Annotated in this window: 29 protein-coding genes; 12 read left to right on the top strand and 17 right to left on the bottom strand. The window is 58.1% G+C overall.

Annotated features, from left to right (window positions below; genetic code table 11):
• Nucleotides 1–61: 61 nt before the first annotated feature.
• The 5 genes from GPM19_RS10765 to GPM19_RS15265 form a co-directional block, all read right to left on the bottom strand.
• Complete coding sequence (locus GPM19_RS10765) at nucleotides 62–1141, bottom strand: patatin-like phospholipase family protein (RefSeq protein ID WP_160419046.1); 1080 nt, start codon at nucleotides 1139–1141, stop codon at nucleotides 62–64.
• A gap of 119 nt (nucleotides 1142–1260) precedes the next feature.
• The gene (locus GPM19_RS10760) at nucleotides 1261–1440 is read right to left on the bottom strand and encodes a PLDc N-terminal domain-containing protein (RefSeq protein WP_160419045.1); all 180 of its coding nucleotides are present in this window, start codon (nucleotides 1438–1440) and stop codon (nucleotides 1261–1263) included.
• An 81-nt stretch (nucleotides 1441–1521) separates the two neighbouring features.
• Entirely contained in the window at nucleotides 1522–2037 is a 516-nt protein-coding gene (locus GPM19_RS10755; protein ID WP_160419044.1) for a retropepsin-like aspartic protease family protein, read from the bottom strand.
• Nucleotides 2038–2059: 22 nt separating this feature from the next.
• Nucleotides 2060–3412 (bottom strand): MFS transporter, encoded by a 1353-nt coding sequence (locus tag GPM19_RS10750; protein WP_371829365.1) that lies wholly within the window; start codon nucleotides 3410–3412, stop codon nucleotides 2060–2062.
• 129 nt (nucleotides 3413–3541) lie between these two features.
• Nucleotides 3542–3688, bottom strand: a complete 147-nt coding sequence (locus GPM19_RS15265) for a hypothetical protein (RefSeq protein ID WP_202114803.1) — start codon at nucleotides 3686–3688, stop codon at nucleotides 3542–3544.
• Between the two features lie 150 nt (nucleotides 3689–3838).
• Between GPM19_RS15265 and GPM19_RS10745 the strand changes: the two genes are divergently transcribed.
• Complete coding sequence (locus GPM19_RS10745; protein WP_160419043.1) at nucleotides 3839–4219, top strand: hypothetical protein; 381 nt, start codon at nucleotides 3839–3841, stop codon at nucleotides 4217–4219.
• 4 nt (nucleotides 4220–4223) lie between these two features.
• Here GPM19_RS10745 and GPM19_RS10740 read toward each other — a convergent pair whose 3' ends face one another.
• The 6 genes from GPM19_RS10740 to trmB form a co-directional block, all read right to left on the bottom strand.
• Nucleotides 4224–5117: an AEC family transporter gene (locus GPM19_RS10740; RefSeq protein ID WP_160419042.1), complete on the bottom strand. Its 894-nt coding sequence runs from the start codon at nucleotides 5115–5117 to the stop codon at nucleotides 4224–4226.
• Between the two features lie 100 nt (nucleotides 5118–5217).
• Nucleotides 5218–8190, bottom strand: a complete 2973-nt coding sequence (glnE, locus tag GPM19_RS10735) for a bifunctional [glutamate--ammonia ligase]-adenylyl-L-tyrosine phosphorylase/[glutamate--ammonia-ligase] adenylyltransferase (RefSeq protein WP_160419041.1) — start codon at nucleotides 8188–8190, stop codon at nucleotides 5218–5220.
• 57 nt (nucleotides 8191–8247) lie between these two features.
• Nucleotides 8248–8619 (bottom strand): diacylglycerol kinase, encoded by a 372-nt coding sequence (locus tag GPM19_RS10730; protein ID WP_160419040.1) that lies wholly within the window; start codon nucleotides 8617–8619, stop codon nucleotides 8248–8250.
• Nucleotides 8620–8663: 44 nt separating this feature from the next.
• Nucleotides 8664–10097: a D-alanyl-D-alanine carboxypeptidase/D-alanyl-D-alanine endopeptidase gene (gene dacB / locus GPM19_RS10725; RefSeq protein WP_160419188.1), complete on the bottom strand. Its 1434-nt coding sequence runs from the start codon at nucleotides 10095–10097 to the stop codon at nucleotides 8664–8666.
• A gap of 62 nt (nucleotides 10098–10159) precedes the next feature.
• Nucleotides 10160–10489: a DMT family transporter gene (locus GPM19_RS10720; RefSeq protein ID WP_160419039.1), complete on the bottom strand. Its 330-nt coding sequence runs from the start codon at nucleotides 10487–10489 to the stop codon at nucleotides 10160–10162.
• Nucleotides 10471–11154 carry a tRNA (guanine(46)-N(7))-methyltransferase TrmB gene (trmB, locus tag GPM19_RS10715; RefSeq protein WP_160419038.1) on the bottom strand — a complete coding sequence of 228 codons (684 nt, stop codon included), beginning with the start codon at nucleotides 11152–11154 and terminating at the stop codon, nucleotides 10471–10473. The genes GPM19_RS10720 and trmB overlap by 19 nt, the downstream gene beginning before the upstream one ends.
• A 156-nt stretch (nucleotides 11155–11310) precedes the next feature.
• Between trmB and GPM19_RS10710 the strand changes: the two genes are divergently transcribed.
• From GPM19_RS10710 to GPM19_RS10675, 8 genes are all read left to right on the top strand, one after another.
• Nucleotides 11311–13200: a beta-ketoacyl synthase gene (locus GPM19_RS10710; protein WP_160419187.1), complete on the top strand. Its 1890-nt coding sequence runs from the start codon at nucleotides 11311–11313 to the stop codon at nucleotides 13198–13200.
• Nucleotides 13197–13676 carry a pantetheine-phosphate adenylyltransferase gene (gene coaD / locus GPM19_RS10705; protein WP_160419037.1) on the top strand — a complete coding sequence of 160 codons (480 nt, stop codon included), beginning with the start codon at nucleotides 13197–13199 and terminating at the stop codon, nucleotides 13674–13676. The genes GPM19_RS10710 and coaD overlap by 4 nt, the downstream gene beginning before the upstream one ends.
• 74 nt (nucleotides 13677–13750) lie before the next feature.
• A complete protein-coding gene (locus tag GPM19_RS10700; RefSeq protein WP_160419036.1) occupies nucleotides 13751–13999 on the top strand; it encodes a YfhL family 4Fe-4S dicluster ferredoxin in 249 nt (82 codons plus the stop codon).
• A 94-nt stretch (nucleotides 14000–14093) separates the two neighbouring features.
• Nucleotides 14094–15425, top strand: a complete 1332-nt coding sequence (locus GPM19_RS10695; protein WP_160419035.1) for an MATE family efflux transporter — start codon at nucleotides 14094–14096, stop codon at nucleotides 15423–15425.
• A gap of 139 nt (nucleotides 15426–15564) precedes the next feature.
• On the top strand, nucleotides 15565–16875 hold the full coding sequence (locus GPM19_RS10690) for a short-chain fatty acid transporter (protein ID WP_160419034.1): 1311 nt from the start codon (nucleotides 15565–15567) through the stop codon (nucleotides 16873–16875).
• Between the two features lie 143 nt (nucleotides 16876–17018).
• A complete protein-coding gene (locus tag GPM19_RS10685) occupies nucleotides 17019–17501 on the top strand; it encodes an acyl-CoA thioesterase (RefSeq protein ID WP_227842363.1) in 483 nt (160 codons plus the stop codon).
• A gap of 147 nt (nucleotides 17502–17648) precedes the next feature.
• Entirely contained in the window at nucleotides 17649–18047 is a 399-nt protein-coding gene (locus GPM19_RS10680; RefSeq protein WP_160419032.1) for a DUF1622 domain-containing protein, read from the top strand.
• A 70-nt stretch (nucleotides 18048–18117) separates the two neighbouring features.
• Entirely contained in the window at nucleotides 18118–19122 is a 1005-nt protein-coding gene (locus GPM19_RS10675) for an ion transporter (protein ID WP_160419031.1), read from the top strand.
• A 103-nt stretch (nucleotides 19123–19225) separates the two neighbouring features.
• Here GPM19_RS10675 and GPM19_RS10670 read toward each other — a convergent pair whose 3' ends face one another.
• Together GPM19_RS10670 and GPM19_RS10665 are read right to left on the bottom strand one after the other, a co-directional pair.
• Entirely contained in the window at nucleotides 19226–19573 is a 348-nt protein-coding gene (locus tag GPM19_RS10670) for an I78 family peptidase inhibitor (RefSeq protein WP_160419030.1), read from the bottom strand.
• Nucleotides 19574–19669: 96 nt separating this feature from the next.
• Entirely contained in the window at nucleotides 19670–19801 is a 132-nt protein-coding gene (locus GPM19_RS10665) for an entericidin A/B family lipoprotein (RefSeq protein WP_160419029.1), read from the bottom strand.
• A 167-nt stretch (nucleotides 19802–19968) separates the two neighbouring features.
• On the opposite strand from GPM19_RS10665, the gene GPM19_RS10660 reads away from it, so the two are divergent.
• Nucleotides 19969–20403, top strand: a complete 435-nt coding sequence (locus GPM19_RS10660; protein WP_160419028.1) for an HIT domain-containing protein — start codon at nucleotides 19969–19971, stop codon at nucleotides 20401–20403.
• Here GPM19_RS10660 and GPM19_RS10655 read toward each other — a convergent pair.
• The 4 genes from GPM19_RS10655 to GPM19_RS10640 are packed head-to-tail and all read right to left on the bottom strand — an operon-like array spanning nucleotide 20391 to nucleotide 23060.
• Nucleotides 20391–21395 (bottom strand): nickel/cobalt transporter, encoded by a 1005-nt coding sequence (locus GPM19_RS10655; protein ID WP_160419027.1) that lies wholly within the window; start codon nucleotides 21393–21395, stop codon nucleotides 20391–20393. The two genes, GPM19_RS10660 and GPM19_RS10655, sit on opposite strands and share 13 nt — an antisense overlap.
• Nucleotides 21386–22057, bottom strand: a complete 672-nt coding sequence (locus GPM19_RS10650) for a DUF1007 family protein (RefSeq protein ID WP_227842362.1) — start codon at nucleotides 22055–22057, stop codon at nucleotides 21386–21388. Before GPM19_RS10650 ends, GPM19_RS10655 begins: the two co-directional genes overlap by 10 nt.
• A 56-nt stretch (nucleotides 22058–22113) precedes the next feature.
• The gene (locus GPM19_RS10645) at nucleotides 22114–22476 is read right to left on the bottom strand and encodes a hypothetical protein (RefSeq protein WP_160419025.1); all 363 of its coding nucleotides are present in this window, start codon (nucleotides 22474–22476) and stop codon (nucleotides 22114–22116) included.
• Complete coding sequence (locus tag GPM19_RS10640) at nucleotides 22473–23060, bottom strand: hypothetical protein (protein WP_202114802.1); 588 nt, start codon at nucleotides 23058–23060, stop codon at nucleotides 22473–22475. The genes GPM19_RS10645 and GPM19_RS10640 overlap by 4 nt, the downstream gene beginning before the upstream one ends.
• Before the next feature lie 102 nt (nucleotides 23061–23162).
• On the opposite strand from GPM19_RS10640, the gene GPM19_RS10635 reads away from it, so the two are divergent.
• Complete coding sequence (locus GPM19_RS10635; RefSeq protein ID WP_160419024.1) at nucleotides 23163–24308, top strand: glycerate kinase; 1146 nt, start codon at nucleotides 23163–23165, stop codon at nucleotides 24306–24308.
• Between the two features lie 190 nt (nucleotides 24309–24498).
• Complete coding sequence (locus tag GPM19_RS10630) at nucleotides 24499–24972, top strand: Dps family protein (protein WP_160419023.1); 474 nt, start codon at nucleotides 24499–24501, stop codon at nucleotides 24970–24972.
• The last annotated feature ends 9 nt before the right edge of the window (nucleotides 24973–24981 follow it).

Raw genomic sequence — 24981 nt, 5'->3', positions numbered from 1 at the left:
CTCCCCGCCAGGGGTCAAGCACTTGCCATCTGCGCTGATGATAGCCCGGCAACACCTTCGCTCACTTTCGAGCGTCTTTCTCCGATGACTCATCGGGTATCGCAACCGGGCGAAAAGTGTCCTCGAACAACACATCCAGATCAAAGGTCGAATGATCGCCGAGGGCATCGAAATGGTCGTTCAACCAACGTTCGGCCCAGGCGCGGCCCTGGGCATGCAGGCGAGACACAAAACCCCACTCGGCATTCATCTTGCTCGAGGCGCTGAGCTTCTCGACCTCCTGTTCGGCGTGAATCAAGTGCAAGCGCATTGAGCGATAGCTTTCCAGCTCCAGCCCTTCGGCATCGATCAATTGATGTAACAGCTGAATGCTGCGCAGCTCCTTTATCAGGCTTGAGTTGAAGGTTATCTCATTGATTCTGTCGAGTATTTCCCGTGAACTCTCGGGCAATTTCTGTCGCACCAGCGGGTTGACCTGCACCACCACCAGGTCGCGACACCCTTGGTCATCGACCAGCGGATACAGCGCAGGATTACCGCTATACCCGCCATCCCAATAGGCTTCGCCATCGATCTCGACTGCCGGAAACATGAACGGCAAGCAAGCCGAGGCCATGACGGTATCCACGCTCAGCTCAGGCTGGCGAAAGATCTTTGCCCGCCCGGTGCGCACGTTGGTGGCGGTCACGAAGACCTTCACTTTGCGACAGGCATTGACCAGGTCGAAATCGACCTGCTCCAGCACCAGATCACGCAAAGGATTGACCTTGAGTGGATTAAGCTTGGTCGGCGGTACCAGCTGGGTCAGGTTTTCGAAAAACAGGTAGCTGGGTGAGTAATCGAGGCTGTCATTACCCATCAACCGATCCCAGAAGCTGCGCTGAATCGGTGAAAAGCGCGCTGCGTCGCTGACGGCTTTCCAGAACGTATACAGCGCTTCGCGCGCACCCTCGCGCCCCCCCGTATGCAGGCCGGAAGCCATCACCACCGCATTCATGGCCCCGGCACTGGTACCGCTGACACCATCGATTTCCAGGCGTTCATCTTCCAACAGGCGGTCCAGAACTCCCCAGGTCAGAGCTCCGTGCGAGCCACCACCCTGCAATGCCAGGTCGATGCGCTTGCAATCGTTGTTTGGCATAATTTCTCCTTTCAAGCCCAAAATTGATCTTGCAGTGTAAGCGGCCTCTTTCTCGAAGTCGCATGGACAAAAAAGGGCAAGCCATTGGCTTGCCCTTGAAAGAAGCTACATTTTTACGACTATCCCTTGGGCCCGAACAATAACCAGACGATCAGACCGACTAGCGGGAAAATCAGCAGACCAAGAATCCAGAGAACCTTGGCCACCCCCCCGGCCGAGCTTTTTGCCACCTTGACGATTGCCCAGATCACGATGATCAGCCAAATCAGCCCCAGTAGCCCACCAACTTCAATGCCCATGGTAATCTCCTTATCCTTAGCGGGGTGGTAATGAGTAGCCCTCAGCTAAGCACAAGGTCGAAGACTTCTCAAGAGGAGTATTTACTGGCTCGGGGGTCTGAGCAACATCTCCCCGTCACGAATTTCAATGGTCAGGTGATTGAGAAAACTCATCCCCAGCAGGACGGTATCGCCTTCCATGCCCGGGCTGATCGAACCCTTTACATTACGCAGCCGAATGCCTCCCAAGGCGATTTCCTCAACTTCGGTCAAAGAGCCTTTCACTCGTCCATTGGCGGTATTGAACCAGGCACTACGCCCGGGCTTCAGCCCCAGCGTTTCGGCAAGTGGTGTCGGTATCGCCACATAAGTGGCCCCGGTATCGAGCAGAAACCTTACCGGTTCCCCATTGATATACCCCGGGGCCACAAAATGCCCCGCCCGGTTACGTCTGAGAGTGACCGGTTCATCATCGGGCGACGTATTAACCAGGTGCGCATTGGGCCGAACCATCTCTTCCAGACCACCTTGCAGCCACCAGGTACCCACGACCATCAGCAACACCCAGAACAGCAGCATCATTCCCAGCCCGCTGCGGCGAAGCCTACGATTGGACATGGCTCACCTCATTCAATGGGTCTCAATTGGAAGAGCGTTCCTGTGGTTTCCATTCGCAGGCCGCCCGGCGTCCTCGGGTTTCATTCACTTGCGTACATATCAACATAGCCGTAATAAACAAGGCAGCACATAATAGGATGGAGGCTTGAAGACCGATAAATGCCTGTAATGTACCCAGCATGACAATACCGAACACACTCGCCAGCTTGTTGGCCAGGCCCCAAAAGCCAAAAAATTCTGCCGCTTTGGGTAAGGGCGTGAAAAGCCCCACCAGCACGCGGCTGGCAGATTGGCTCGACCCCAGGCTGGTACCCGCCAGGCAACCCACCACCAGAAATACATGTTGTGCTTCCAGTGTCAGGCCCAGGTAAGTATTCAGTAATACCGTGAGTTGTGGCGTGGCCCAGATAGCCAGGATGGAGCTCACCCATAACCCCAAGGTGATCTGATAGGTGAGTTTGGCCCCCAGGTGATCCTGTATCCAGCCGAAGCCAAGCGCTCCGGCGGCGGCGGTAATCTGCACGATAATGAACATCACGTTGCGAATAGCGCCATCCCACTGGATAACCTGGGCACCGTAGATAAACGCGAAGGAAATAATGATGTAAATGCCTGCCATGGAGAACAGCAGCGATACCAGGAATATTCCCAGATCCTGAAAATAGCGCAGGTCTTCCAAGGTCGTCCTGACCCGCTCCTTGGCGATCACCCGGTAGGGGACGCCCGGTGGTTGAGGCGTGCCACGCTCCTTAAGCCACATGAAAGTGGGAATGGCGGCCACCAGAAAAAAGCCGGCGGCAAACGGCCCGACCCAACGGATACGCTCGAAATTCTCGGCAGTGGTCTCGCCCAATGCCACCAGGGTAAAGCCTGCGGCAAACAACCCGCCAATGTAGCCCAGCGCCCAACCGAACCCTGAAATCTTGCCCATTGCCTCCGGTGGGCCGAGATCCGGCAGGAATGAGGCGATAAAGGCTTCTCCCATCGAATAGGCGTAATTCGACAGCACGATCAGCAAGAAGCCCAGCATCACATACCCCGGCGCGACAAAATACAGCATCGCCGTGGTAGCCACGGTCGCCAGGTAGCTAAGGAACAAAAAGCGTTTCTTCTCGGCACGATAATCCATCACCGCGCCGCACAATGGCGCGGTGAGCACCACCATCAACGAACTGAGCGCGAGCGCCAGGCTCCACAGAAAATTCGCAAAGCGATAATTGTCGCCACGCTCACCCACGATCACGGTAGTGAATAACTCGCCGAACACCACGGTAATGATCAGCAGCGTATACGCCTGGTTAGCAAAGTCGAACATTGCCCAGCCAAAGATTTCACGGCGTGAGGTCCGGCGCGGAAGGGAAGGCAGCTCTACCAATGACACGATAAGTAGTCTCTCAGGGGCAAGCGCAGAGCCTAACAGCTTGGGGTTTGAAGACGCCACGAAGAAAACACTGCAAAATATAAGGACACGCTAAAATGATAGGCTCGCTGTTTTTCCTTAAGCTTACAGCAGCCAATGAGCGACCACCGCTGCCAGTCCGACGATCAGTGCCGTTATCACGGCAACCGACACCACTCGGTCCAGCCAACGATCAAAGGTGGCCCATCGCGGTCGGCGTCGCGTGGCACCTTGGCGGTGCTGCCGGCTCATGAGACTTTCTTGTTCATGCTGAAGACCTTATTTGCTGAAGCAACGAAACTGCATTGTGCATCCCTTAGCATGATAATAAACAACGCAAAAGTGAACTCGCCACTCACAGTATGTTCGAATGGGTTGAGATTTCACTTTCGGAGCAGCGCAATGTCTCATTCCAATCGAGACCCGCGAAACAACGCCGCCTGGCAGGCAGCAAGTCAATGGCGAGCGCGGGCTAGCCGGACCCGCCCTAACGGGATTATGGATAGCCTCAAGCTGCTACTTATCTGGTTGGTTCTGGGTGCGCTGATGATCGTCGGCGTTATTCTGGGGCTATTCTTCCTGTTGGTTGGCTGGGCGATGATGCCCTTGGTGCGTTACCGGTTGAAAAAGCGCATGGAGCAGATGCGGGCCAACCAAGCCGAAGATATTGGCGGCGACACGTCTGCATACGATAAGAATCGTTCAGGCTCGCAGGACGTACTCGAAGGTAGCTATGAGGTGAAGGACCAGGTGAAAGACAACCCTAGAGACTCCTCGCGCTAACCTCTCAGCCGGGTGCGTACACCCAGGTGAACACTGCCGCCAAGGTCAATGGCATCACCACCAGACTACCCAAGTTGCCGATCAGCACCAACGATGCCACTTTTTGCGGTGAGAGGCGGTATTGTTCGGCCACCAGGTAATTGAGCACCGCCGGGGGCAGTGCGGAAAATACCAGCAGAACCGCCGTCTGGAGAGGGTTCAGTGGCAATAGCCAGATTAACGGCAACGCAATCACCAAGCCGGAAAGTGGGCATAACAGCGCTCCCAGCAAGCCGGTTCGCCAATCACTGAAATCAATCTCCAGCAACCGCACGCCAAGCGCAAACAACATTAACGGAATACAGACGCCTCCCAGCATGTGCATGGCTTCCAGCAACCAGGCGGGTAACGGCAAACCGCTGACGTTCACTCCCAGCCCGGCCAGGCTCGAAAACACGATCGGCATGCGCAGCATGCGCCATAGGGATGTGCGCGGGTCGAGCATGTAAAGCCCCACCGAAAAATGCAGCAGCATCTCCACGATGAACACCACCACCGCCGCAGGTAATGCCTCCGGACCGAAGGCCAGCACCAGCAACGGCACCCCCATGTTGCCGGAATTGTTGAACATCATCGGGGGCAAAAATACCTTGGGGTCGAGCTTCAGCCATTTAACCAACGGCCATAGCACAAGCCCCGCGCCCAGCACCACGACCACGGCCGCTGTCGCCAACCAGGCATAGTCCGCCAACGGCGCCTGACGGTCGGCCAGTACCGCAAATACCAACAGTGGAACGAACAGCTCCATATTGAGGGTGTTGAGGCTGCGAATGTCGGGGGTACGAAAGCGGCCATACAGGACGCCGCTGCCGGCGATCAAGAACACCGGCAGCAAGGTAGCCAGAATATGTCCGATCATGCCATCCCCCTGCGGCCCACCCAGGAGATGGGTCGCGGCTGTCTATCATCCATGTTGAGAAACCCTTGTCGATTCACGCAGAACACCGCTTGATTGACGCTCAGGCAGCGTCGGGCTCGAGAAAACGTTGCCATAGGGTGATGACGGCCTGACGGTGTGCCTCGAAGTCTCGCTTGTTGCCCTTGGCAAGTTCTCCGGTCAAGGCCGCGCGGTGAACCCGGCTGCGATAGGCCAGATAAGCCTCGCGCAGCCGCTCGGCTTCGTCATGATTCAGGTGGCCAGCGTCGGCCAACGTCTCCAGAATCCGGCTGTTATCGCTGTAGTTCAGCAGCGCCGGTGTTTCGTGAGCAAGGGAAAGCACGGCGTACTGGCAGAGAAACTCGATATCCACCATGCCGCCCGGGTCATGCTTGAGATCGAAAGTATCGCCGTCTTGTTGTTTGCTGGCCAGATGTTCCCGCATCTTATGGCGCATCTTGACCACTTCGTCGCGGAGCGTCTTTTCATCCCGCGCCTGCGCCAGAATATCGCCACGCAGCGCCGAGAAACGCTCGGCCAGGGCCGGGTCTCCCGCCACCACCCGGGCACGTACCAGCGCCTGATGCTCCCAGGTCCAGGCATGCTGGCGCTGGTAGTCGATAAACCCATCCAGAGATGTCACCAGTAGCCCGGCGTTTCCCGAAGGCCGCAACCGCATGTCCACTTCATACAGGCTTCCGGCCGGGGTGACAGCGGTTAAAAGATGAATGATGCGCTGGCCAAGCCGGGTGAAAAAGACCGGCGTATCGATCGACCGGGGGCCGTCGGTGCTGCCCTTGCCGTCGCTGTCGTGCAGAAACACCAGGTCCAGATCGGAGCGATACCCCAGCTCGATCCCCCCTAGCTTGCCGTAGCCCACAATCAGAAAAGCCGGCTCGCCTACCGCCGCCAGGCCCTCAGGCGTTCCGTACTTGCGGGTGACGTGCTTCCAGGCCATGGCCAGGACGGCATCGAGAATCACTTCCGCGATATAGGTCAGGTAATCGCTGACTTTCATCAGATGGCGGGTGCCGGCGATATCGGACGCGGCCACGTGCAGCACCTGAGCATGCTTGAACACGCGCAGCGCCTCCAGCTGGGCCTCTTCATCGTCTTCGGGAATGCGATTGAGCGACTGGCGCAATTCATCGGCCAACCGCGTCTTGTCCGCCGGGGTATAAAGCGTTTCCGGCGTCAGCAATTCATCCAGCAGCAGGGGGTAGCGTGCCAGTTGCTCGGCAATCCAGGGGCTGGGGCCGCACAGGTGCATCAAATGCTCGAGTGCCTGGGGGTTCTCCCGCAGCAGTGCCAGGTAGGCAGTGCGGCGTAATACCGCTTCTATCAGCGGCAGCACCCGTGCCAGCGCCAGGTCGGGAGTCTGGCTTTCGGACAATGCATCCAGCAACAACGGCATCAACGCATCCAGGCGTTCAAAGCCGATACGCTGCATGCTCTGTACCTGGCGCGAATGATAGAGTCCGTGCAGGCGTTTGAGCGACTTGGTGGGATCTTCGAACCCGGCCTGGGCCAGCAGCGCCTGGGCTTCCTCCTGATCCAGCTCCCCCCGCCAGACCAGGCGCCATTGGGCCAGGCTCAGGCCTTCACCGCTCACGCCGGTATCGTCGATTTCATCTTCCGGGTCGGCGATCACTGCATCGAAATGCCCGCGCACCCGCTCGCGCACCTCGTCGAGCTGGGCCATCAGCGACGGCCAGCCGTCATGGTCAAGGGCCAGCGCCACGCGTTCACGATCGTGTTCCTCCACCGGCAGGGTTTGAGTCTGGCGGTCTTCGAGTGCCTGGAGAGCATGCTCTAGATCGCGCAGAAAAGCGTAATCCGGCAATAACTCATCCACGACCTCTTGCGGCAACAAACCCAGTGCCGGGAGGCGTTTGAGTGCCGTTTGCAGGGAGGTGACCTGAAGTTCGGTGTCGCGTCCGCCGCGAATCAACTGGAAGGCCTGTACCACGAACTCGACTTCGCGAATGCCGCCCGGCCCGAGCTTGATATTGCTTTGCATGCCGCGCCGTCTCACTTCGCGGTTGATCATGCCCTTGAGTTCGCGCAGCGATTCGATCGCCCCGAAATCCAGGTACTTGCGATACACGAAGGGTCTCAAGCCGGCCAGGAGTTCCGCTCCTGCGTCACGGTTACCGGCTACCGGGCGCGCCTTGAGCATGGCGTAACGCTCCCATTCCCGACCCTGGTCCTGATAGTAGCTCGAGAGCATGGCGAAGCTGCCCACCAGAGGGCCCCCATCGCCCAGCGGGCGCAGGCGCATGTCCACGCGAAAGGCAAAACCGTCCGCCGTCACCGCATCCAGGGCGGTAATCAGGCGCTGGCCCAGTTTGGTAAAATATTCCTGATGATCCAGGGGCTTGCGTCCGCCCTGGGTCTCGCCTTTTTCGGGAAATGCGAAGATCAGATCAATGTCCGAGGAAAGGTTGAGCTCACCGGCGCCCAGCTTGCCCATTCCCAGGATGACCAGGCGCTGAGCGCTGCCGTCGTTACGCACTGCGGGGTATCCCCAGCGTGGCGCCAGGAAGGCTTCCAACCAACCCAGGGCGGCATCCAGACACACTTCGGCCAGGCGTGACACCGCCGCCGCGGTGTCCCACATCTCCATACCTTGCTTGCGATTGAGATCACGCCAGACGATACCCAGCATGCGCGCTCGGCGGAATTGACGAACCACCTTGTGCATGGCTTCTTCGTCAGCGGCACCTTCCAGCGTTTCGTCGAGCCATTGGCGTAGAGTATCGGCGGCGGGCGCCTCATCCAGCTCACCCACGGCATCCAGCTCGGCAAGCCAGCTCGGGTAACGCGCCAGGGTATCCAGGGCAAACGTGGAGATGCTCACCACCCGCGCCAGCGCCCGGCGACGGCTGTCACTCAATGCCTGCCAGCTTTCCGACGGTAGCTCCTGTTTATTCATGGAGGCCAGATTGTCCGCCTGCTCCAAGGACTCCTGCAAACGTTGCCAGGCTTGGGCTAGCGGTTCTTGCAGCGGAGTGGGAATTTCATCCCGTGGCAGAAAATCTTCGGCAAAGCCCATGTGTACCTCACGAATTCAAGAGTCAACGAAACGATGGAGAAAACAGCGCGAGGCTTCTCAGCCCCACATCTTTTGGCCCAACAGCAGCAACCAGACGAGCCCCGCCAGTAGTAGCGCCAGCATCACCGCCGCGGAGCTGATGTCCTTGGCCCGCCCGGAAAGTTCATGATGCTCGATACCGATACGGTCCACCACGCTTTCGATGGCGCTATTGAGCAGTTCCACAATCAGCACCAGCACAGCGCTGCCAATCAATAGAATCCAGCTTACCGGATCCTCGCCTACCCACCACGCCAGTGGCAACAACAGCAGGCAAATGCCGATTTCCTGACGAAAAGCGGTTTCGTGGCGAAAAGCGGCGCGTAACCCCCTGAGTGAATAATGCGTCGACTTGACCAGATGGCGCCAACCAGTATGTCTGGGTTTCATGAATGATCCTTGTGCGAGCGGCTAAAAAGCGTCTTCCTGTCAGATTAATGTGCCAGGATAAACGTCTCAAGATCCTGAGACAGGGGGTCGAGCACAAGCGACCAGTTTAGGTACGGTGTCGAACCAGTTCCATTGACCAGCACGCTGAACACGCCCCAACGCCCTGAAACGGTACGGAAATAGCCCCCCACCGCGCGCACCGCCACCGGCTGGTTCAAGGTGCCGGTCTTGAGCATGACATTATTCTGGAACACCTCCGGGCCGCGTCGGATAAAGCGCATCACCCCGTTGGAAGGCGACTGAAACGCCGCGACGAAGCTGGGAAACAGCGCCCCTTGATGAAACATGTTTTCGAACATGACATTGATGCCATGGGCGGAGGTACGGTTTTCCGTGGTCAGCCCACTACCACTGAGCAACTCCAGCGGCCCATGCCCCGGCAGGCTTGCCGCGAAGCTTTCCAAGGCCGCCCCAGCCTGATCCAGCTCTGCTCGGGGCGTCTCTACCAGGGAAAGCGCCAGCACATCGGCCATGAAATTATTGGAATAGTTCATGGTACGCAGCAGTAACTCCTGCAGTGGCAAGCCTTCGACCACTGCCAGGCTGGTGGCATTACTCGGTGGAGGCTCAGTGGTGGTACGCGCAGGTGCGGCCAGCCTTATTCCTGCCTGTTGCAGCATGGCGGCAAGGGTCTGGGCGGTCTGCAAGGCGGGGTCACTCGCCGCCCGGTAGATGTCCCTTGGATGGGCGTTGGTGGAAATCTGGCCGCTCACCCTCATCACATCCCCGCTCTCGCTGCTGATTCGTTCGGCATTGAGCTCTGTACCGCTGTTGTCCGGTCGGGTCACCACGCGATTGTCGATCCGCGTGAGTGGCACCGGGCTATCGCAACTGGTGACCCTTGCGAGCTCCCCCGGCGTGCCGGCCGGTGCCACATTGATACACCAGTTGCCGTAATTGACCCCCGCCGAGGACAACAGCGCACTGTAGGAATTGGCCACTCGCGACTGCGCCTCGCAGCGATCGGTGGTCAGGCAGTTAACCGGGCCGAAACGCCATTGGCTGATCACCAAAGCGCCATTCACATCACGCACACCGGTCTGTTGCAAACGCTGCACCAGACGCCACAGATTTTCCGTGGTCAGGTTCGGGTCGCCGCCGCCTTCGAACACCAGGTCGCCGTGCAAGATGCCATCAGCATCCACCACGCCGCTACTCACCAGGCGTGAGGTAAACCGATGCTGCGGACCGAAGCGCTCAAGCATCGCCGCCGCCAGGTAAGCCTTGGTCACCGAGGCTGGCGACAACTGGCGCAGGGGATCGATTTGGCCCAGCATTTTATCCGGCACAGCGCCCCCGCCCAGCAAACGCGCTTCGGCACTGATTGAAAAGCCCTTCTCGCTGAGTTGGCCCAACCGCGAAAAATCCGCTTGCAGGCTGTGGCTGACCAACAAAAAAGCCAGCGCACCACTGGCCATCAGGGTGCAGCGGGATAGTCGACCGGCAGCCCACTTGATTATTTTCACGTTACTTTCACCTTCTAATGCACTGTCATGTTGGAAAACAGCTGCAGGGTAACCACCCCCACCACAATAAAGCCAATGCCGATCACCGCCGGCAAGTCCGGCTTTTCGCCGTACACTACCATTCCCACCACTGTCACCAGCACAATGCCCAGCCCAGCCCAGATGGCATAGGCCAACCCCACCGGCAGGCTGCGCAGCACCAGGCTCAACAAATAAAAAGCCAGGCCATAGCCCACGACGACAACCAGAGTAGGCATCGGCTGGGTAAACCCCGACGAGGCCTTTAGCGCACTGGTGGCGACAACTTCCGCGATGATCGCCAGGATCAGGTAAACAAAGGCCATTTTCGCTCCAGCTCCACTACTGAGCGCCACAATGCCTGGCCACTCTGGTTGTATTTGGCTTCAAAGGGTGTCAGATAATCATCCCCCGGGTAAAACCGTTCGGTGGTTACCGCCTTGCCGGTTACCTGGGTAACCGCCTGGGCAAACTCTTCCACGTAAATCTGCCAGTTGGAGCGCAGTTCCAGGCGTCCGCCCAACGCCAGGAGCGTGGGAAATACCGGCTGCCCATGCCAGCGCATCTTCAGGTGTCCCGATTTGGGGTAAGGGTTGGGGTACAGCAGGTAATGGTAGGCAAGCGGCCATTCGGCCTGATACAGAAGGCGCCAGAAATCCACCAGGTCGGCCCTGACCAACAAGGCGTTGGAGGGCAAATGGCCATGCTCACGGCTCAGGCGGTCGGCGCTGCGGTCCACGCCGATTACCGCATGATCGGGAAATTGCTGCGCCAGGTGCCGTGTCGACACGCCCACCCCGCACCCGGCATCCACGATCAGCGGCAGTTCATGTCGCTGCGCGTACCACTGTTCAGCCAACACAAACGCTTGGCGGGTATGCTCGGCAATCGGTTTTTGCATCGGATGAGCTAGGGCGCGACTGACGCGGCGCGGCAAGTCCTGATGCGGCCCAGTTTGATTGGACACTACCTGGCGTGAATTGTGTTGCATCCCGGCCTCTTGGCGATATAAAGCCCGGATTCTACCAGTCTCACGGCGCTGCGGCATGACGCCGTCACATCGCCGGTGCTATCATCACAGGCCTGATACTGATAACCACCGTTCAACGAGGAACCCGGCTTGTCACACTTACCGGTGATTGTCGGCATGGGCGGCATCAATCCCGCCGGCAGAACCTCGGGCCACCAGGCCTTTCGCCGCACCGTGCTTGATGCCCTTCCCGCTGACCAACAGCGCCAGACGCTAGACGGCCTGGCGGCCCTGATGCGTCTTGTGAAAGCCACTGAAACTGGCTGGCAAGACGCCTCGGGCAACCGCGTCGAGGCGCCTTCGGAGCAGTTTCACGACCAGGTACTCAACCATACGCTGGTACGCCGCAACGAAGACCCGCGCTTTCAGGCACCGGGCCTGGCGACCAATCGACAGGCCAGCATGGGGTTCGACGCGCCTCTGCGTTTTCGCCTGCCCAGACGCCAATTGCCCGAGCATATTCCGCCTAGCTGGGAAGTGCGCCCCCTGGATGCCCGTCAGGTGGAAGTCACGGTGCCGGCCGGAAGCCTGGATGTGCTGCTGCCGGATGCCCAGACGTCCAAGGTATCCACCGCGGCACAACTGCCAAGCGGTTTCGACCCGGCCGGCCTTTATCGCAGCGTGCACCATCCACGCGGCTTGTCCATGGCAATCTTCGCTGCCAGTGACTGCCTGGGCGCCAGCGGCCTTCATTGGGAGAGCTTGCGCCAACGCCTCGACCCGGACCTGATCGCGGTATATGCCGGCAATTCCATCGGCCAGATGGATGACCAAGGGTGGGGTGGCCTGCTCAAGAACCTGGTCAGCGGCAATCGCGCCACCTCCAAGCAAATGCCACTGGGTTACGGCCAGATGCCGGCCGATTTTCTCAATGCCTATGTGCTGGGCAGTGTTGGCGGTACCGGTGCGGCCTTGGGCGCCTGCGCCAGCTTTCTGTATAACCTGCGCCTGGGAATCGACGATATTCGCGCCGGCCGGCGTCGCGTTGTCATGGTGGGCACCGCAGATGCACCGATCACCCCGGAAATCATCGAAGGTTTCCGCGCCATGGGCGCCCTGGCCGACGATCTCAGCTTGAAAGCGCTGGATGCGTTGACCCTGCTGACCGACAGCGACTACCAGCGCGCCTGCCGCCCTTTCGCTCGCAACTGTGGCTTCACCATGGCTGAGGCTAGCCAATTTGTATTACTGATGGATGACAGCCTGGCCATGGAAATCGGTGCCGATATCCTGGGCTCGGTGCCGGATGTATTCGTCAATGCCGATGGTTACAAGCGTTCGATCTCTGCACCGGGTATCGGCAATTACATTACCTTGGGCAAGGCCGTCTCCCTAGCACGCGACATCCTCGGAGAAAAAGCCTTGCGGGAACGCACTTTTGTGCATGCCCACGGCACCAGCACGCCGAAGAACCGCACCACCGAATCGCATGTATTCGACCAGGTGGCGCGCGCCAACGGGCTATTCGACTGGCCGTTGGTGGCGGTCAAGGCGTTTGTCGGCCATTCGCAAGGCTCGGCAGCAGGCGATCAGCTAACCAGTGCCTTGAGCAGCTTCGCTCATGGCCTGCTTCCCGGCATTCCCACCCTGGATGCCGTGGCCGACGATGTTCATGGCGAACGCCTGCGCCTGTTTGCTGAACCGCAAGCTTTCACGGCGGATGCCGCCTTCATCAATGCCAAGGGCTTTGGTGGCAACAACGCCACAGGCGTGGTGCTTTCGCCCCAGGTGACCGAAAAGCTGCTGCTTCAGCGTCATGGAAGCCGGGCACTAGCGGCATGGAAATCACGACGTGAAGCTGTCCGCGAGCAGGCCCAGGCCTACCTCGACCAAGCTGACCTTGGTCACTATCAGCCCCGCTATCAGTTTGGTGAAGCAGTGCTCGAAGGTCCCGAACTTACCGTTCACGCCGACAGCATCACGATTCCCGGCTATGCCCATTCGGTGTCTCTCAAGGTGCCCAACCCCTTTGGCCATGTTGAAGACGAAGGAGGCGAAAATTCATGAATACCGCGGTCTATCCCGGCACTTTCGACCCCATTACCCATGGCCATTTCGATTTGATAGAGCGGGCCGCCCGCATGTGGGACAGGGTAGTGGTGGCGATTGCCGCAAGTCCTGGGAAAAGTCCGACGCTCTCATTAGATACCCGTATCGAGCTGGCAAGAACGGTATGTGCCGACTTGCCCAACGTGGAAGTCATCGGCTTTTCCGGCCTTCTGACCACCTTGATGAAGGACCAGGATGCCACCATCATCCTGCGTGGCTTGCGCGCCGCCTCGGATTTTGAATACGAGCTGCAACTGGCCAACATGAACCGCGCCCAGAACCCGGAGTTGGAAAGCGTGTTTCTGACCCCGGCGGTGGAAAATTCCTACATTTCCTCGACGCTGGTGCGTGAAATTTCCAAGCTCGGCGGCGATATTGGCTCTCTGGTGCATCCTCAGGTCGCACAAGCGCTGCGCAACCACTACACTACGTGACTGTCGTCTTTACCTGACCAAAACACTCGGCTATTTGCTGACTGTGTCACGCTAGCCATTCGCGAGGTATGCCCATGGCCCTGATTATCACCGACGAGTGCATCAACTGCGACGTCTGCGAACCGGAATGCCCCAACGATGCCATTTCCGCCGGGGAGGAGATCTATGTGATCGATCCCAATCTGTGTACGGAATGCGTCGGCCATTACGACGAACCGCAGTGTCAGCAGGTCTGCCCCGTAGACTGCATCCCGCTCGACCCGAACCGCCCAGAAGACCACGACCAGCTGATGCAAAAATATAACCGCATCACCGCGGCCTGAATTCTTGTAAATATGGGCCTGTAGATAGCTCAGTGCTGACGCCCCGCCTGCCAACGGGGCGTTTTTGTTCCCCTTCGCCAGACGAGACATCGCCTTGCCGGTAACCACCTTTTCCCGCCCCCGCATCTGGACGCTGGCTTGGCCGATCATCATCTCCAACATTACCGTGCCCCTGTTAGGGCTGGTAGATACTGCCGTGGTCGGCCATTTGCCGGATTCAAGCTACCTGGCCGGGGTTACCTTGGGCGCGACACTGTTCAGCTTCCTTTACTGGGGATTTGGTTTCCTGCGTATGGGCACCACAGGCCTAGTGGCCCAGGCGGTCGGCCGCGAAAGCGATGACGATGTACGCAATCTGCTGGGACAGTCGTTACTGCTGGCGGGCGTCATCGGAGTGCTGTTGATCGTCTTCTCGCAGCCCCTGATTCAACTGGGATTATGGCTGTTGGGCGGCAGTGAAACTGCCACCACCTTGGCCCGCAACTATGCCCAGATCCGACTTCTTTCGGCACCTGCGGTGCTGGCCAACTATGCCATCATCGGCTGGTTTCTGGGTCAGCAGAATTCCCGGGTGATATTGATTCTGCTGGTACTCACCAACAGCGTGAACATTCTTCTCGACCTGCTGTTCGTGGTCGGGCTGGGCATGACCAGCAACGGCGTGGCCTGGGCCAGCGTTATCGCCGACTATACGGCGCTGGTAGCCGGGGGCTGGTTGATCGTTAGTCGGCTCAAGCGGCTGGAGGGGCGATTTCTGCGCGAACGTCTCGCCCGCTTGTCGGCTTACCGAGAGCTTTTTCAGGTCAATGCCAATCTCTTCGTGCGTACCTTGGGACTTCTGTTCGCCATGGCGTTCTTCACCGCTCAGGGGGCAAGCCAGGGCGATACCATCCTGGCAGCCAATGCGGTGTTGATGCAGTTCATCATGCTCATTTCCTATGCCCTGGATGGCTTTGCCCATGCAGCGGAGTCGCTGGTCGGACGTGCCTACGGCCGCCGTCACTGGCAGGAGTTTTCGGTCACCGTGCGCGCGGCGGCACGCTTTTCGCTGCTCACGGCGGTCGGGGCCGCCATCGCCTTCGCCTTGGGAGGCAATGCACTGATTGCCCTGCTCACCGGCTTGCCCGAGGTGCGCGCCACAGCAGCCATCTACTTACCCTGGATGGTAGCCATGCCGCTGATTGCGGTATGGAGCTATTTACTCGACGGAGTGTTCATCGGCGCGACCGCCGTACGTGAAATGCGTAACAGTATCTTCATCGGGCTGGCGGTCTACCTACCGGTCTGGTGGTTGACTGCAGGCCTTGGCAATCACGGCCTATGGCTCGCCTTCACACTTTTCACACTGGTGCGCTCGGTAGTATTGGTGAGTTATTACCTGCATTATCGTCGCTCGTGCTGGCGACCCAACGAAGCTGGGTTATAGGAGAGCTCTAAAAACTGAGCTAACGTTAGTCGAGCATGGCATCAACTACCCTGAAACCTCCACTAACCGGGTGAAACACCCTCTGATCATCCGTATATTAGCGACGCGTCTTCTATAACCCAATAAAAGTGAGCATTTCATGCTTAAAATGATCTCGAAACCTGCGGTCAAGTTGGTGGAGCGCTACCTGCCTGACCCTTATATCTTCGTGTTGCTACTTACCTTGGTTGCCGCCGTGGCGGCGATCGCCGTCGAGCGTCAAACGCCGCTCGCTGTATTACGTTTTTGGGGTGACGGCTTCTGGAACCTCTTGACCTTCTCGATGCAGATGCTGCTGGTGTTGATCACCGGCTTCATGCTCGCCAGCTCCCCGCCAATCAAGCGTATTCTTCAGCGCATTGCCGGCAAGGCCACCAATGCAGGTAACGCCATCTTGCTGGTGACGCTGGTGTCGCTGGCTGCCAGCTGGATCAACTGGGGGTTCGGTCTGGTGGTAGGTGCCCTGTTCGCCAAGGAACTGGCTCGCCTGGTACGTGTGGATTATCGCCTGCTGGTGGCGAGCGCCTATTCCGGCTTTGTGGTGTGGCATGGCGGGCTTGCAGGCTCCATTCCGCTGGTGATTGCGACCGACGGCCACTTCACCGCCGACCAGATCGGCATTATCAGCACCGGCTCGACCATCTTCGCCTTCTTCAACCTGGCCATCGTGGTGTGCTTGTTTATCGCCATCCCCCTGGTCAACCGGATGATGCTGCCCGACGAGAAAGATAGCGTCTATATCGACCCCAAGCTCCTCGACGACCAGATCGAAGTCCCAGGACGCGCTACTCGCCCGGCGGAAAAGCTTGAAAACAGCGTGCCGCTGGCATGGATGATCGGGATACCGGGGCTCTTGTTCCTGCTCGATCATTTTCTGCTGCGTGGCGGCGGCTTGAACTTGAACATCGTCAACTTTCTCTTCCTGTTCCTGGCCCTTGTGCTGCACCGTACCCCACGCAGCCTGCTCAATAGTCTCAACGAGGCGATCAAGGGCGGTGCCGGCATCGTCATCCAGTTCCCTTTTTACGCCGGCATCATGGCGATCATGGTTCAATCCGGCTTGGCCCAGAGCATGTCGGAATGGCTGATTTCCTTCGCTACCGAGACGTCACTGCCGTTCTGGTCGTTCTTGAGTGCCGGTATCGTCAATCTGTTCGTGCCTTCCGGTGGCGGCCAATGGGCGGTGCAAGCCCCGGTTATGCTCCCTGCCGCTGAAGCCTTGGGTGCCGATATCCCCCGCATCGCCATGGCAGTGGCTTGGGGCGATGCCTGGACCAACCTGCTGCAGCCTTTCTGGGCATTGCCGGTACTTGCTATTGCCGGCCTCAAGGCCAAGGACATCATGGGTTTCTGTCTGATTCAGCTATTCATTACCGGAGCGATTATCAGTATCGGTCTGACCTGGTTCTAAATTTCTTCTTTGCATGGTTACGCTCGTCTCAGGTGTTGTAACCTTGGACGAGCGTTTTGCTGAAATTATGAAAGTGATACCCCTCACGTCTGGAGCCCATGGCCGTGTATAACAATGACCTCCTATGTCAGCACGAACTGAGCATGACCGTATTGATGACGCCGGATATGGCTAATTTCAGCGGCAAGGTGCATGGTGGCGCCATTCTCAAGAAGCTCGATGAAGTTGCCTACGCCTGTGCCAGTCGCTACTCGGGCAGTTATGTGGTCACGCTTTCAGTGGACCAGGTATTGTTCAAGCAACCGATTCACGTTGGCGAGCTGGTCACCTTTCTGGCCTCGGTCAACCATGTGGGGCGCTCGTCGATGGAAATCGGCATCAAGGTGCTTGCTGAAGACATCCGTAACAAGGTGATACGCCATACCAATAGCTGTTATTTGAGCATGGTCGCTGTGGATGAGAATGGTACTCCTGCTGAAGTCCCTCCGCTCAAATTGGAAACATCGCTGCAAAAGCTACGTTTCGACAAGGCCACCCTTCGCAAGAAACTACGCAAACAGGCCGAAGTAGAGGCCCGCCGCACGCATGAACAGCATTATGAAACGCAGCGTCTTGCCAAGGAGTAGCCTTCTCCATAAACGCTAGCACCTGAAAAATGTAGTATCTGAAATAATATTGATCATTCCGGCTGCGGCCGGATATTTTGCTGAATACGGCAAACATCGCCATTCTGTTAAATGAGTTTGTTTCAATCACTCAAAGGCGAGACATGCATGGAACATTTCATCACCATCATCGACTTCGTTGCCTTGGGCGTAGAAGTGGCCGGGGTAGTGGTTATCGTGGCCGGTTTTATTTTCGCCACCTACCGCTTCCTGCGAAACCCCAAGGTAAAAGGCAGTACCCACCAGGCTTATCTTGGCTATCGCCATGCAGTGGGAAGGTCGCTTCTGATAGGCCTGGACTTTCTGATCGCAGGCGATCTAATCAAGACGGTGATCATCGCCAACACCGGTTCGCAAGTGGCGACGTTGGCAGCGGTCGTTCTGGTGCGTGCCTTCCTGGGTTTCACCTTGCATATCGAGATAGAAGGCCAGTTGCCGTGGCACGCCAGTAAAACCAAACCGGCTCACCACGACGATAACAAGCCTTCCCACACTCATCAGGAGTAATGCCAATGGCAGTTAACCACTCGCCTTGCGCTGCGCGCGAAAGTTCCTATTACCTGGACGAGAAGCATCCATGACGGCTCCAGCCACGTCGCGTAGGCTCCCCAAGAACGTGGAATATGTTCATCTGGCCTGGGATATGCTGATCCTGGCCGCGGTCGTGATCAACCTGTGCCTACTTCTGTTTGATTCATTATTTTTGTTGGATTACGTGAGTGATGGACTGGAACGTATGGCGCCTGATTTTCATGCCTTCTATGCCCAAAACATCCATGCCAATTTCATGCGTATCGACTTGGCATTCGTGGCCATTTTCGTTGCCGACGTACTGTTGGGCTGGGCAGTTGCCATCGTCGAACGGCGCTATCACCGTTGGTTTTTTTACCCCTTCGTTCACTGGTACGACGTCCTGGGCTGTATCCCCTTGGGCGGTTTTCGCCTGTTGCGTATCTTGCGGGTGGTATCGCTGCTCTATCGCTTACAGCGGCTGGGATGGATCCACGTCGAACAGTGGGGCATTTACGCCTTTCTTGCCAAGTATTACGAGATACTGCTGGAAGAACTTTCCGACCGTATCGCCCTGCGCCTGCTCGACGATGTGAAACATCAGGTGCAAGCCAGCGATTCTCTGACCGAACAGCTCATCGAACGTGTGGTGAGGCCTCGCAAACAGCAGCTCATCCATGAAATTGCCCAGCGACTTGAAGACATGGTGGGTGGCACCTATCAGCGCAATCGCCAGGACATCATGACCTACATCACTGAAGTGGTCGGGCGTACCCTGCGCGAGAGTCCGGAAATTCAGCGTCTGAGCCGCTTGCCCATGGGGCATCAAATCACCCAGGCAATGAATGAATCGTTGAGCGGTATCGCCCGCCGGCTGGTCGATGAAATAGCGCTCGGGATTCATTCTCGCGAGTTCAACGCCCTTGTCGAAGGCGTGGCGGACAACGGCTTCGACACCTGGCTGCGGGTCAATGACCATAGCGCCAAGGTATCCGAACAGGTGGTGGTTGAGGTACTGGAAATGCTCAAGGATCAGGTTCGCCGCCAGCGCTGGAAGGAACGCTACGACTGAAACCAGACCTTGCAGCTAGAGCGTTGCGATAGGCGGCCACCATCCAACCCTGAGCACTAAGCAAGGAAACGCACCTGAGTACAATGTTCATTTATCGGCGAAGCTAGCCACAGCGCAGTTGGATTATCTCGTCTCGCTCGTTGAGATGAATATTAAGGCGGTCGGGGCGATGGTCCATGGTAGCGGCCTCGCCTGGACGCAGCACCCGCACTTGATTGGCACCGCTTTGCTGCTTGATCCCTTGTGCATCGTTCTCGCTGAAGGTGCGGCCTATCTCGTCCTGTACCGCCTCGGTATCACATGGCTCCTGCTCTGCTGCGGCGCTCTCCTCAAGCGGGGCGGGCTTGGGTGCCGAAGGTGCCGGAGGCATTTGCGCTGTCGTGCAAGCAGTCAGTATCAGCGCCAACCCTGCTCCGGCGGTTTGTAACGCGACCTTGCGTGGAATGACCATCGGGCAGCTCCCTTTTCGAGACGTTAAAGGCAACGGGGCAAGCATTTCTGCTTACCCCGTCTTATCTTTTAATCAATTTTTGCCAGGCATATCGTATTACTCGGCCGCTTCTTCCAAAGCTTGTCCACCTTCTTGCACATCCTGTCCCGCCCCTTCAATGGTGTTGCAACCTGTCAGAACACCGGCGGACAACAATAAGATAAAGCTCATTGCGAGTAGCTTTTTCATTGTGATTCTCCTTAACCATAGAACAAGACATAAGGAAACTTATGTGCTTCAGCGTAACAGCATTTCGCGGTTTTGCTTAGCTTTCTCAACCGCTTTTATCCAGCCTACTCCCGTGTTGCAGCAAGCCTGCTATGATAAAAATCATCTTCTCGCGATAAGGAACCTCCATGAACGATCTGGAACTGGATGAACGCCTGCAAGCCGATACATTCCCCGTGACCGAGCTTCCGCTGTGTCGGGTATTACTGATGGATGATGTCCGCTTTCCATGGATTATCCTAGTACCCCGGCGCCCCGCTGTCAGGGAAGTCTTCGAGCTTTGTGAAGAGGATCAGCGCCAACTGTGGCGTGAAGCCACCGCCATCGGCGAAGTCATGAAGGCCGATTGTCACGGGGATAAACTCAATATCGCCACCCTGGGTAATGTCGTCGAGCAACTGCATGTGCATGTGGTCATACGGCGCAAGGATGACGCTGCCTGGCCCGCCCCGGTATGGGGGCAGGGTAGCGCGGAACCTTACGGCAAGAACGGACTGGCCGCCATGCGCGACCATCTACTGGCTCAGATCGAAGGATTGCAGCTCGACTCTCAACCGTCCTGACCGCTAAGCAGGCTAGTACGGGGCTGCGGCTCATTGAGCAAGGGCCCACCACCGGCGGGTTGCGTGACGCCCGCAACGCTCAAGGAAATTCCCAAGGCGGCAATGATTAGTCCGCCGCTCAAGGCGGCCCAGCCAGTGATCTGCTGAAGCCCTTGTTGACTGCTCTGACGTGCCAAGCGTTTTTGTGCCCAGCCCCGCGCCACCACACTGGCTAATGCCAAGGCGGAAACGGTCAGGGCAGTCCCCAGCGACATGACCAACACCGCCGCAACTCCCACCGCAAACTGCCCAAGCAAGCTTGCCGCCCCCAGCATCAGTACCGCTCCCGAGCAAGGCCGCATGCCGATGGCACCCACCGTCATCAGGGCGGTACGCCAGTCCAACGCCTGGGAAGGCTCGATATGGTGCGCCCCGCCACAGCAATGGCTATTGTCGTCGTGGTCGTGGTCGTGGTCGTGGTCGTGAGTATCAGCTGAGTGGCGATAGGCCCGGTGCAATTGCCTGACGGCACGCCAGCATAACCACAAGCCAAGCCCCGCTACCAACAGAAAACTTCCCTGCTCGACCCAGGCGACACTTCCCATGGCCTGGCGCGTCACCCAGCCGAGTCCATGTACCAGCACCATTACCAGGGCGATGGCGGTGACACCCTGAAGCAGGGAAGCAGCGAATGACAACCCCAGTGCTCTACGCACCGCACCGCCATGCGTGGCCAGGTATGTTGCCAGCACTGCCTTGCCGTGCCCCGGCCCTGCCGCATGAAAGACACCATAGCCGAAGCTCACTCCCAACAACGTCGTCCAAGCCGCACTTGAAGGCTCTCGGGAAAGCTCGGTGATAGCCAACGTCAAGCCACGGTGAAGTTCACGCTGCCAGGCCAGAAGCTGATAACTGGACGTCTGGAAACCACCTTGGGTCACCCAATAAACCAGCGTTCCCAGTACAGCCACCAGGACGATGAGCACGAGAGCTTGATGACGGTTCACGGACATGCCACCTCGCCGGTTTCCGCAAAGTGGCGCCCCAGCCCCGGTGTCGCCTGCTCATCGGCATCCAGCATGGCTGCCTTCATGACGCGTTCCGGATCAGGGTCGGCGGGAAGAATATCTAGCCGGCACTGCTGTTCACCGTTCAGGACCAGGGCGCTCTCCAACGGTTCACCTTGATCGGCTTCATGCACCACTTCCAGGTAATAGCTCGGGTCAAACACCTGGTAGCGCAGGACGCTTCCGGTTAGGGGCTGCGACGTCTGTAACGGCAGGATGAACATGAAACTGACCCGCCCGTCGCGCTCCATCACGGTATAATCGGTGACCTCACCCAACCCTTGCAGCTCGTCATTGAGATAAACCTCGGTGAAGTAGCCCTGGGTTGCCAGATTGTCGCGAATCTCATGCCCGAGTTGATCCAGGGCGGCATCCAGGTTGTCGCCTTCTACCTGCTGAAGTTCTTCGAGTACCACCAAGCTATAAAAAGGGTCCATCCGCCAGGTTTGACGCAGCCCTTCCACCCGGCCTTGTTCATCGGTCATCACCCGCACGCTCAGGTCTATCCACCCATGAGGGTGAGCGCTTACATTGGCGCTCAGCATGCCCAACAGCAATAACGCAGCGCCTTTCCACCCACCGACACGCAAAGGTCTTGTTAGCCTCATCTTACGATCAGCCTCACCTGGTTGTTTGTTAGTTAATCTCATTGCAGCGATAAAATTCAGTGAGCCAGCCCCATCTTGGCCTGAAGGCTGGCTAACCAAGGGTCAAGCAAGTAGGCGGGCAGAGGCTTTCCACCCCGTTGCGCCATTACCCGGATGAGGCTAGCATTCTCGCCTTGTTCGATCACCTGAAGTGTCACGCGATATTCCGGCCAGCGTGCCAACGACGCTTCCGCGCGCCCCAGTGCAAGGTCGGCATGCCGAATCACGTAGCCCTGTTCCACCAGCAGCTCAACCGCCTGACGCAATGTCGTTTCGGCGGGTGCCGAAAGTGTCATTTCACTCGGAGGCACAGGCGATGTGGCGGCACAGCCCGCCAACATGACCAGCAATAAACCACCCGCTAGCAGACGGCAACTCATGGCGCAGCTTCCTGTTTTTGAGAAGGCTCTTGAGAAAGCCCTTGGGAAGGCTCTTGAGAAAACGCTGCCATGGCTTGATCCAGACGCTGACAGAAACCAGCATCGCTGGCACTGCGCGCTTCGCGCAGCTCCCCAAGCTGATCGAAGCGGCGAATATCGCGTGACACCCGCACCTCATTTTCATCGACCAGTAGCGTTACCCGCTCCACTTCCGTGGGCTGCTGTCCGATACCTCCGTAGCCCAGCATGACCCCTGTGGAAAAGCCTCCCCGGCTGCCCAACCCGATACTTCCGAAAACCCGAGTGCCTCCTCCATACCAGCCATTGAGGTCTTGCCAGGGATCATAGGCCAGCAGTTCACTGCTACGGCTGGCACTGACCAGACCAAGGTCGGCATCCGACGCATCCAGCGAGAACCCCCATTCGGTCAACACTTCCACCCCGGCCGCCAAGGGGTCGGCGGCCTCGCTCACGAAATGGCAAGCCGGGTCCGGGCCGGGTTCTGCCTGCGGCAAGCGGTCCGGCACTACCTGGCAGCCTGCCAGCCCTAGCACCCCGACCATACTGAGTAGTTTCCACTGCATTGGGAATCCTCTGTAAAGCGGCTTGCCTGGTCCGGCGCCACCGGTTCGCGTTAAGCTCACCATGCTATGCCTCAGTGACAGCCGTTTGCGGAGATCGTGCCCATGAATATCCTGCTTTGTCCGGACAGTTACAAGGACGCCCTGAGTGCCCAGGCGGCTACTGCGGCCATGGCTCGCGGCGTGCTGCGGGCTGCCCCTGATGCCACAGTGGTTTCCTGCCCCCTGGCCGATGGTGGCGAGGGGAGCCTTGAGGCCTTGATTGCCGCCACTAGCGCCCAGCGACGCCTGACAACGGTACAAGATGCTCTGGGTCGCCCCATCGAGGCCGCCTGGGGCTGGCTTGCCGAGCAGCATACCGCCTTTATCGAGCTGGCTGAAGCCAATGGACTCCAGCACCTTGCGCCGCAAGAACGCGATGCCGGACACACATCTTCCTTCGGCACCGGCGAACTGATACGCGCAGCTCTCGATCAAGGTGCACAGCGGCTTTTGCTCTTGCTGGGCGGCAGTGCCACCAACGATGCCGGTGCCGGCATGCTTAGCGCCCTGGGGGCTCGTTTGCTGGATGACCAAGGACAGCCATTGCCTCTCGGAGGAAAGGCACTTGCCCACTTGGCGAGCCTGGATATTACCCAGCTGGACCCCAGGCTCTTTCAATTGAGCATGGAGGCAGCGGTGGATGTGGACAATCCCTTGCTGGGCGAACGTGGCGCGAGCGTGGTATTCGGCCCGCAAAAAGGCGCCACTGCACAGGATGTCGCCATTCTGGACCAGTCGCTCGAGCATTTTGCCACTATTTGCGCCACAACCTTGGGCAAGGATTACCGTGCGCTAGCCGGTGCCGGTGCCGCCGGCGGGATGGGCTTTGCCGCCCATGCCTTTCTACAGGCCAAATTGCGCCCGGGTATCGAGATGATCATGGCACAGACCCATTTTACCCAGCACCTATCCCGGGCGGACCTGGTGATTACCGGCGAAGGCCGCCTGGACGGCCAGAGCCTTTCCGGCAAGACACCCATCGGCGTGGCACGCCTGGCCCGGCAGCACGCCAAACCGGTGGTGGTACTGGCCGGAAGCCTGGGAGATAACTGGCATGCCTGTCTGGAAGAAGGGGTCACTGCCGCCTTTGCCCTGGCGGACGGTCCCATGTCTCTGGAACAGGCGCTACGCCATACCCCCGAACTCCTCGCCGACCGCTGCGAGAACGTGATTCGGCTGTGGCAGGCAAGCTCAGCACTTCGACCTTGAAAAACCTTCGACCTTGAAAAACCTTCGACCTTGAAAAATCAAGCCACCGTCAGCATTTAGGGTGAAAGAGACTAATGGCGCAGCGCTATCGCAACGATAAGTAGAAGTTACTTTTCCTCTTTCGCGCAGCGCTTTACCCTAAAGCGTGGGCGAGCGCTCAAAATGAGCGCACCAGACAAGGAGATATTCCATGACAGAGACCAACAGCATCGGTTTGCACGAAGGCAACGCCAGCCAGCTCGCTGAAAAGCTCAATCACCTTCTGGCGAACTATCAGATCTTTTACATGAACGTGCGTGGCTATCACTGGAACGTGAAAGGCTCCCACTTCTTCGAATTGCACACCAAGTTCGAAGAACTCTACACCGATCTGTTGACCAAGGTGGATGAAGTCGCCGAGCGCATCCTGACCCTGGGTCATACACCGGTACACGCCTACAGCGATTACGTGACGATGGCCGACATCCAGGAAGCCAAGGACGTACATGATGGCGAAGCCTGCGTGCGAGGCATTCTCAAGGGCTACCAGACCTTGATCGAACTACAGCGTGACGTTCTGTCGCTGGCGTCGGATGCCGATGACGAAGGCACCGCTTCCCAGGCCGGAGACTATATCCGCGAACAGGAAAAGACCGTCTGGATGCTCAACGCCTACCTGGGGTAGAGCTTTTTG

The organism is Vreelandella zhuhanensis (assembly GCF_009793355.1).
Lineage (GTDB): Bacteria > Pseudomonadota > Gammaproteobacteria > Pseudomonadales > Halomonadaceae > Vreelandella > Vreelandella zhuhanensis.
Note: the sequence above shows the minus strand (reverse complement) of the source record. Positions and strands in the feature narration are given on the sequence as shown.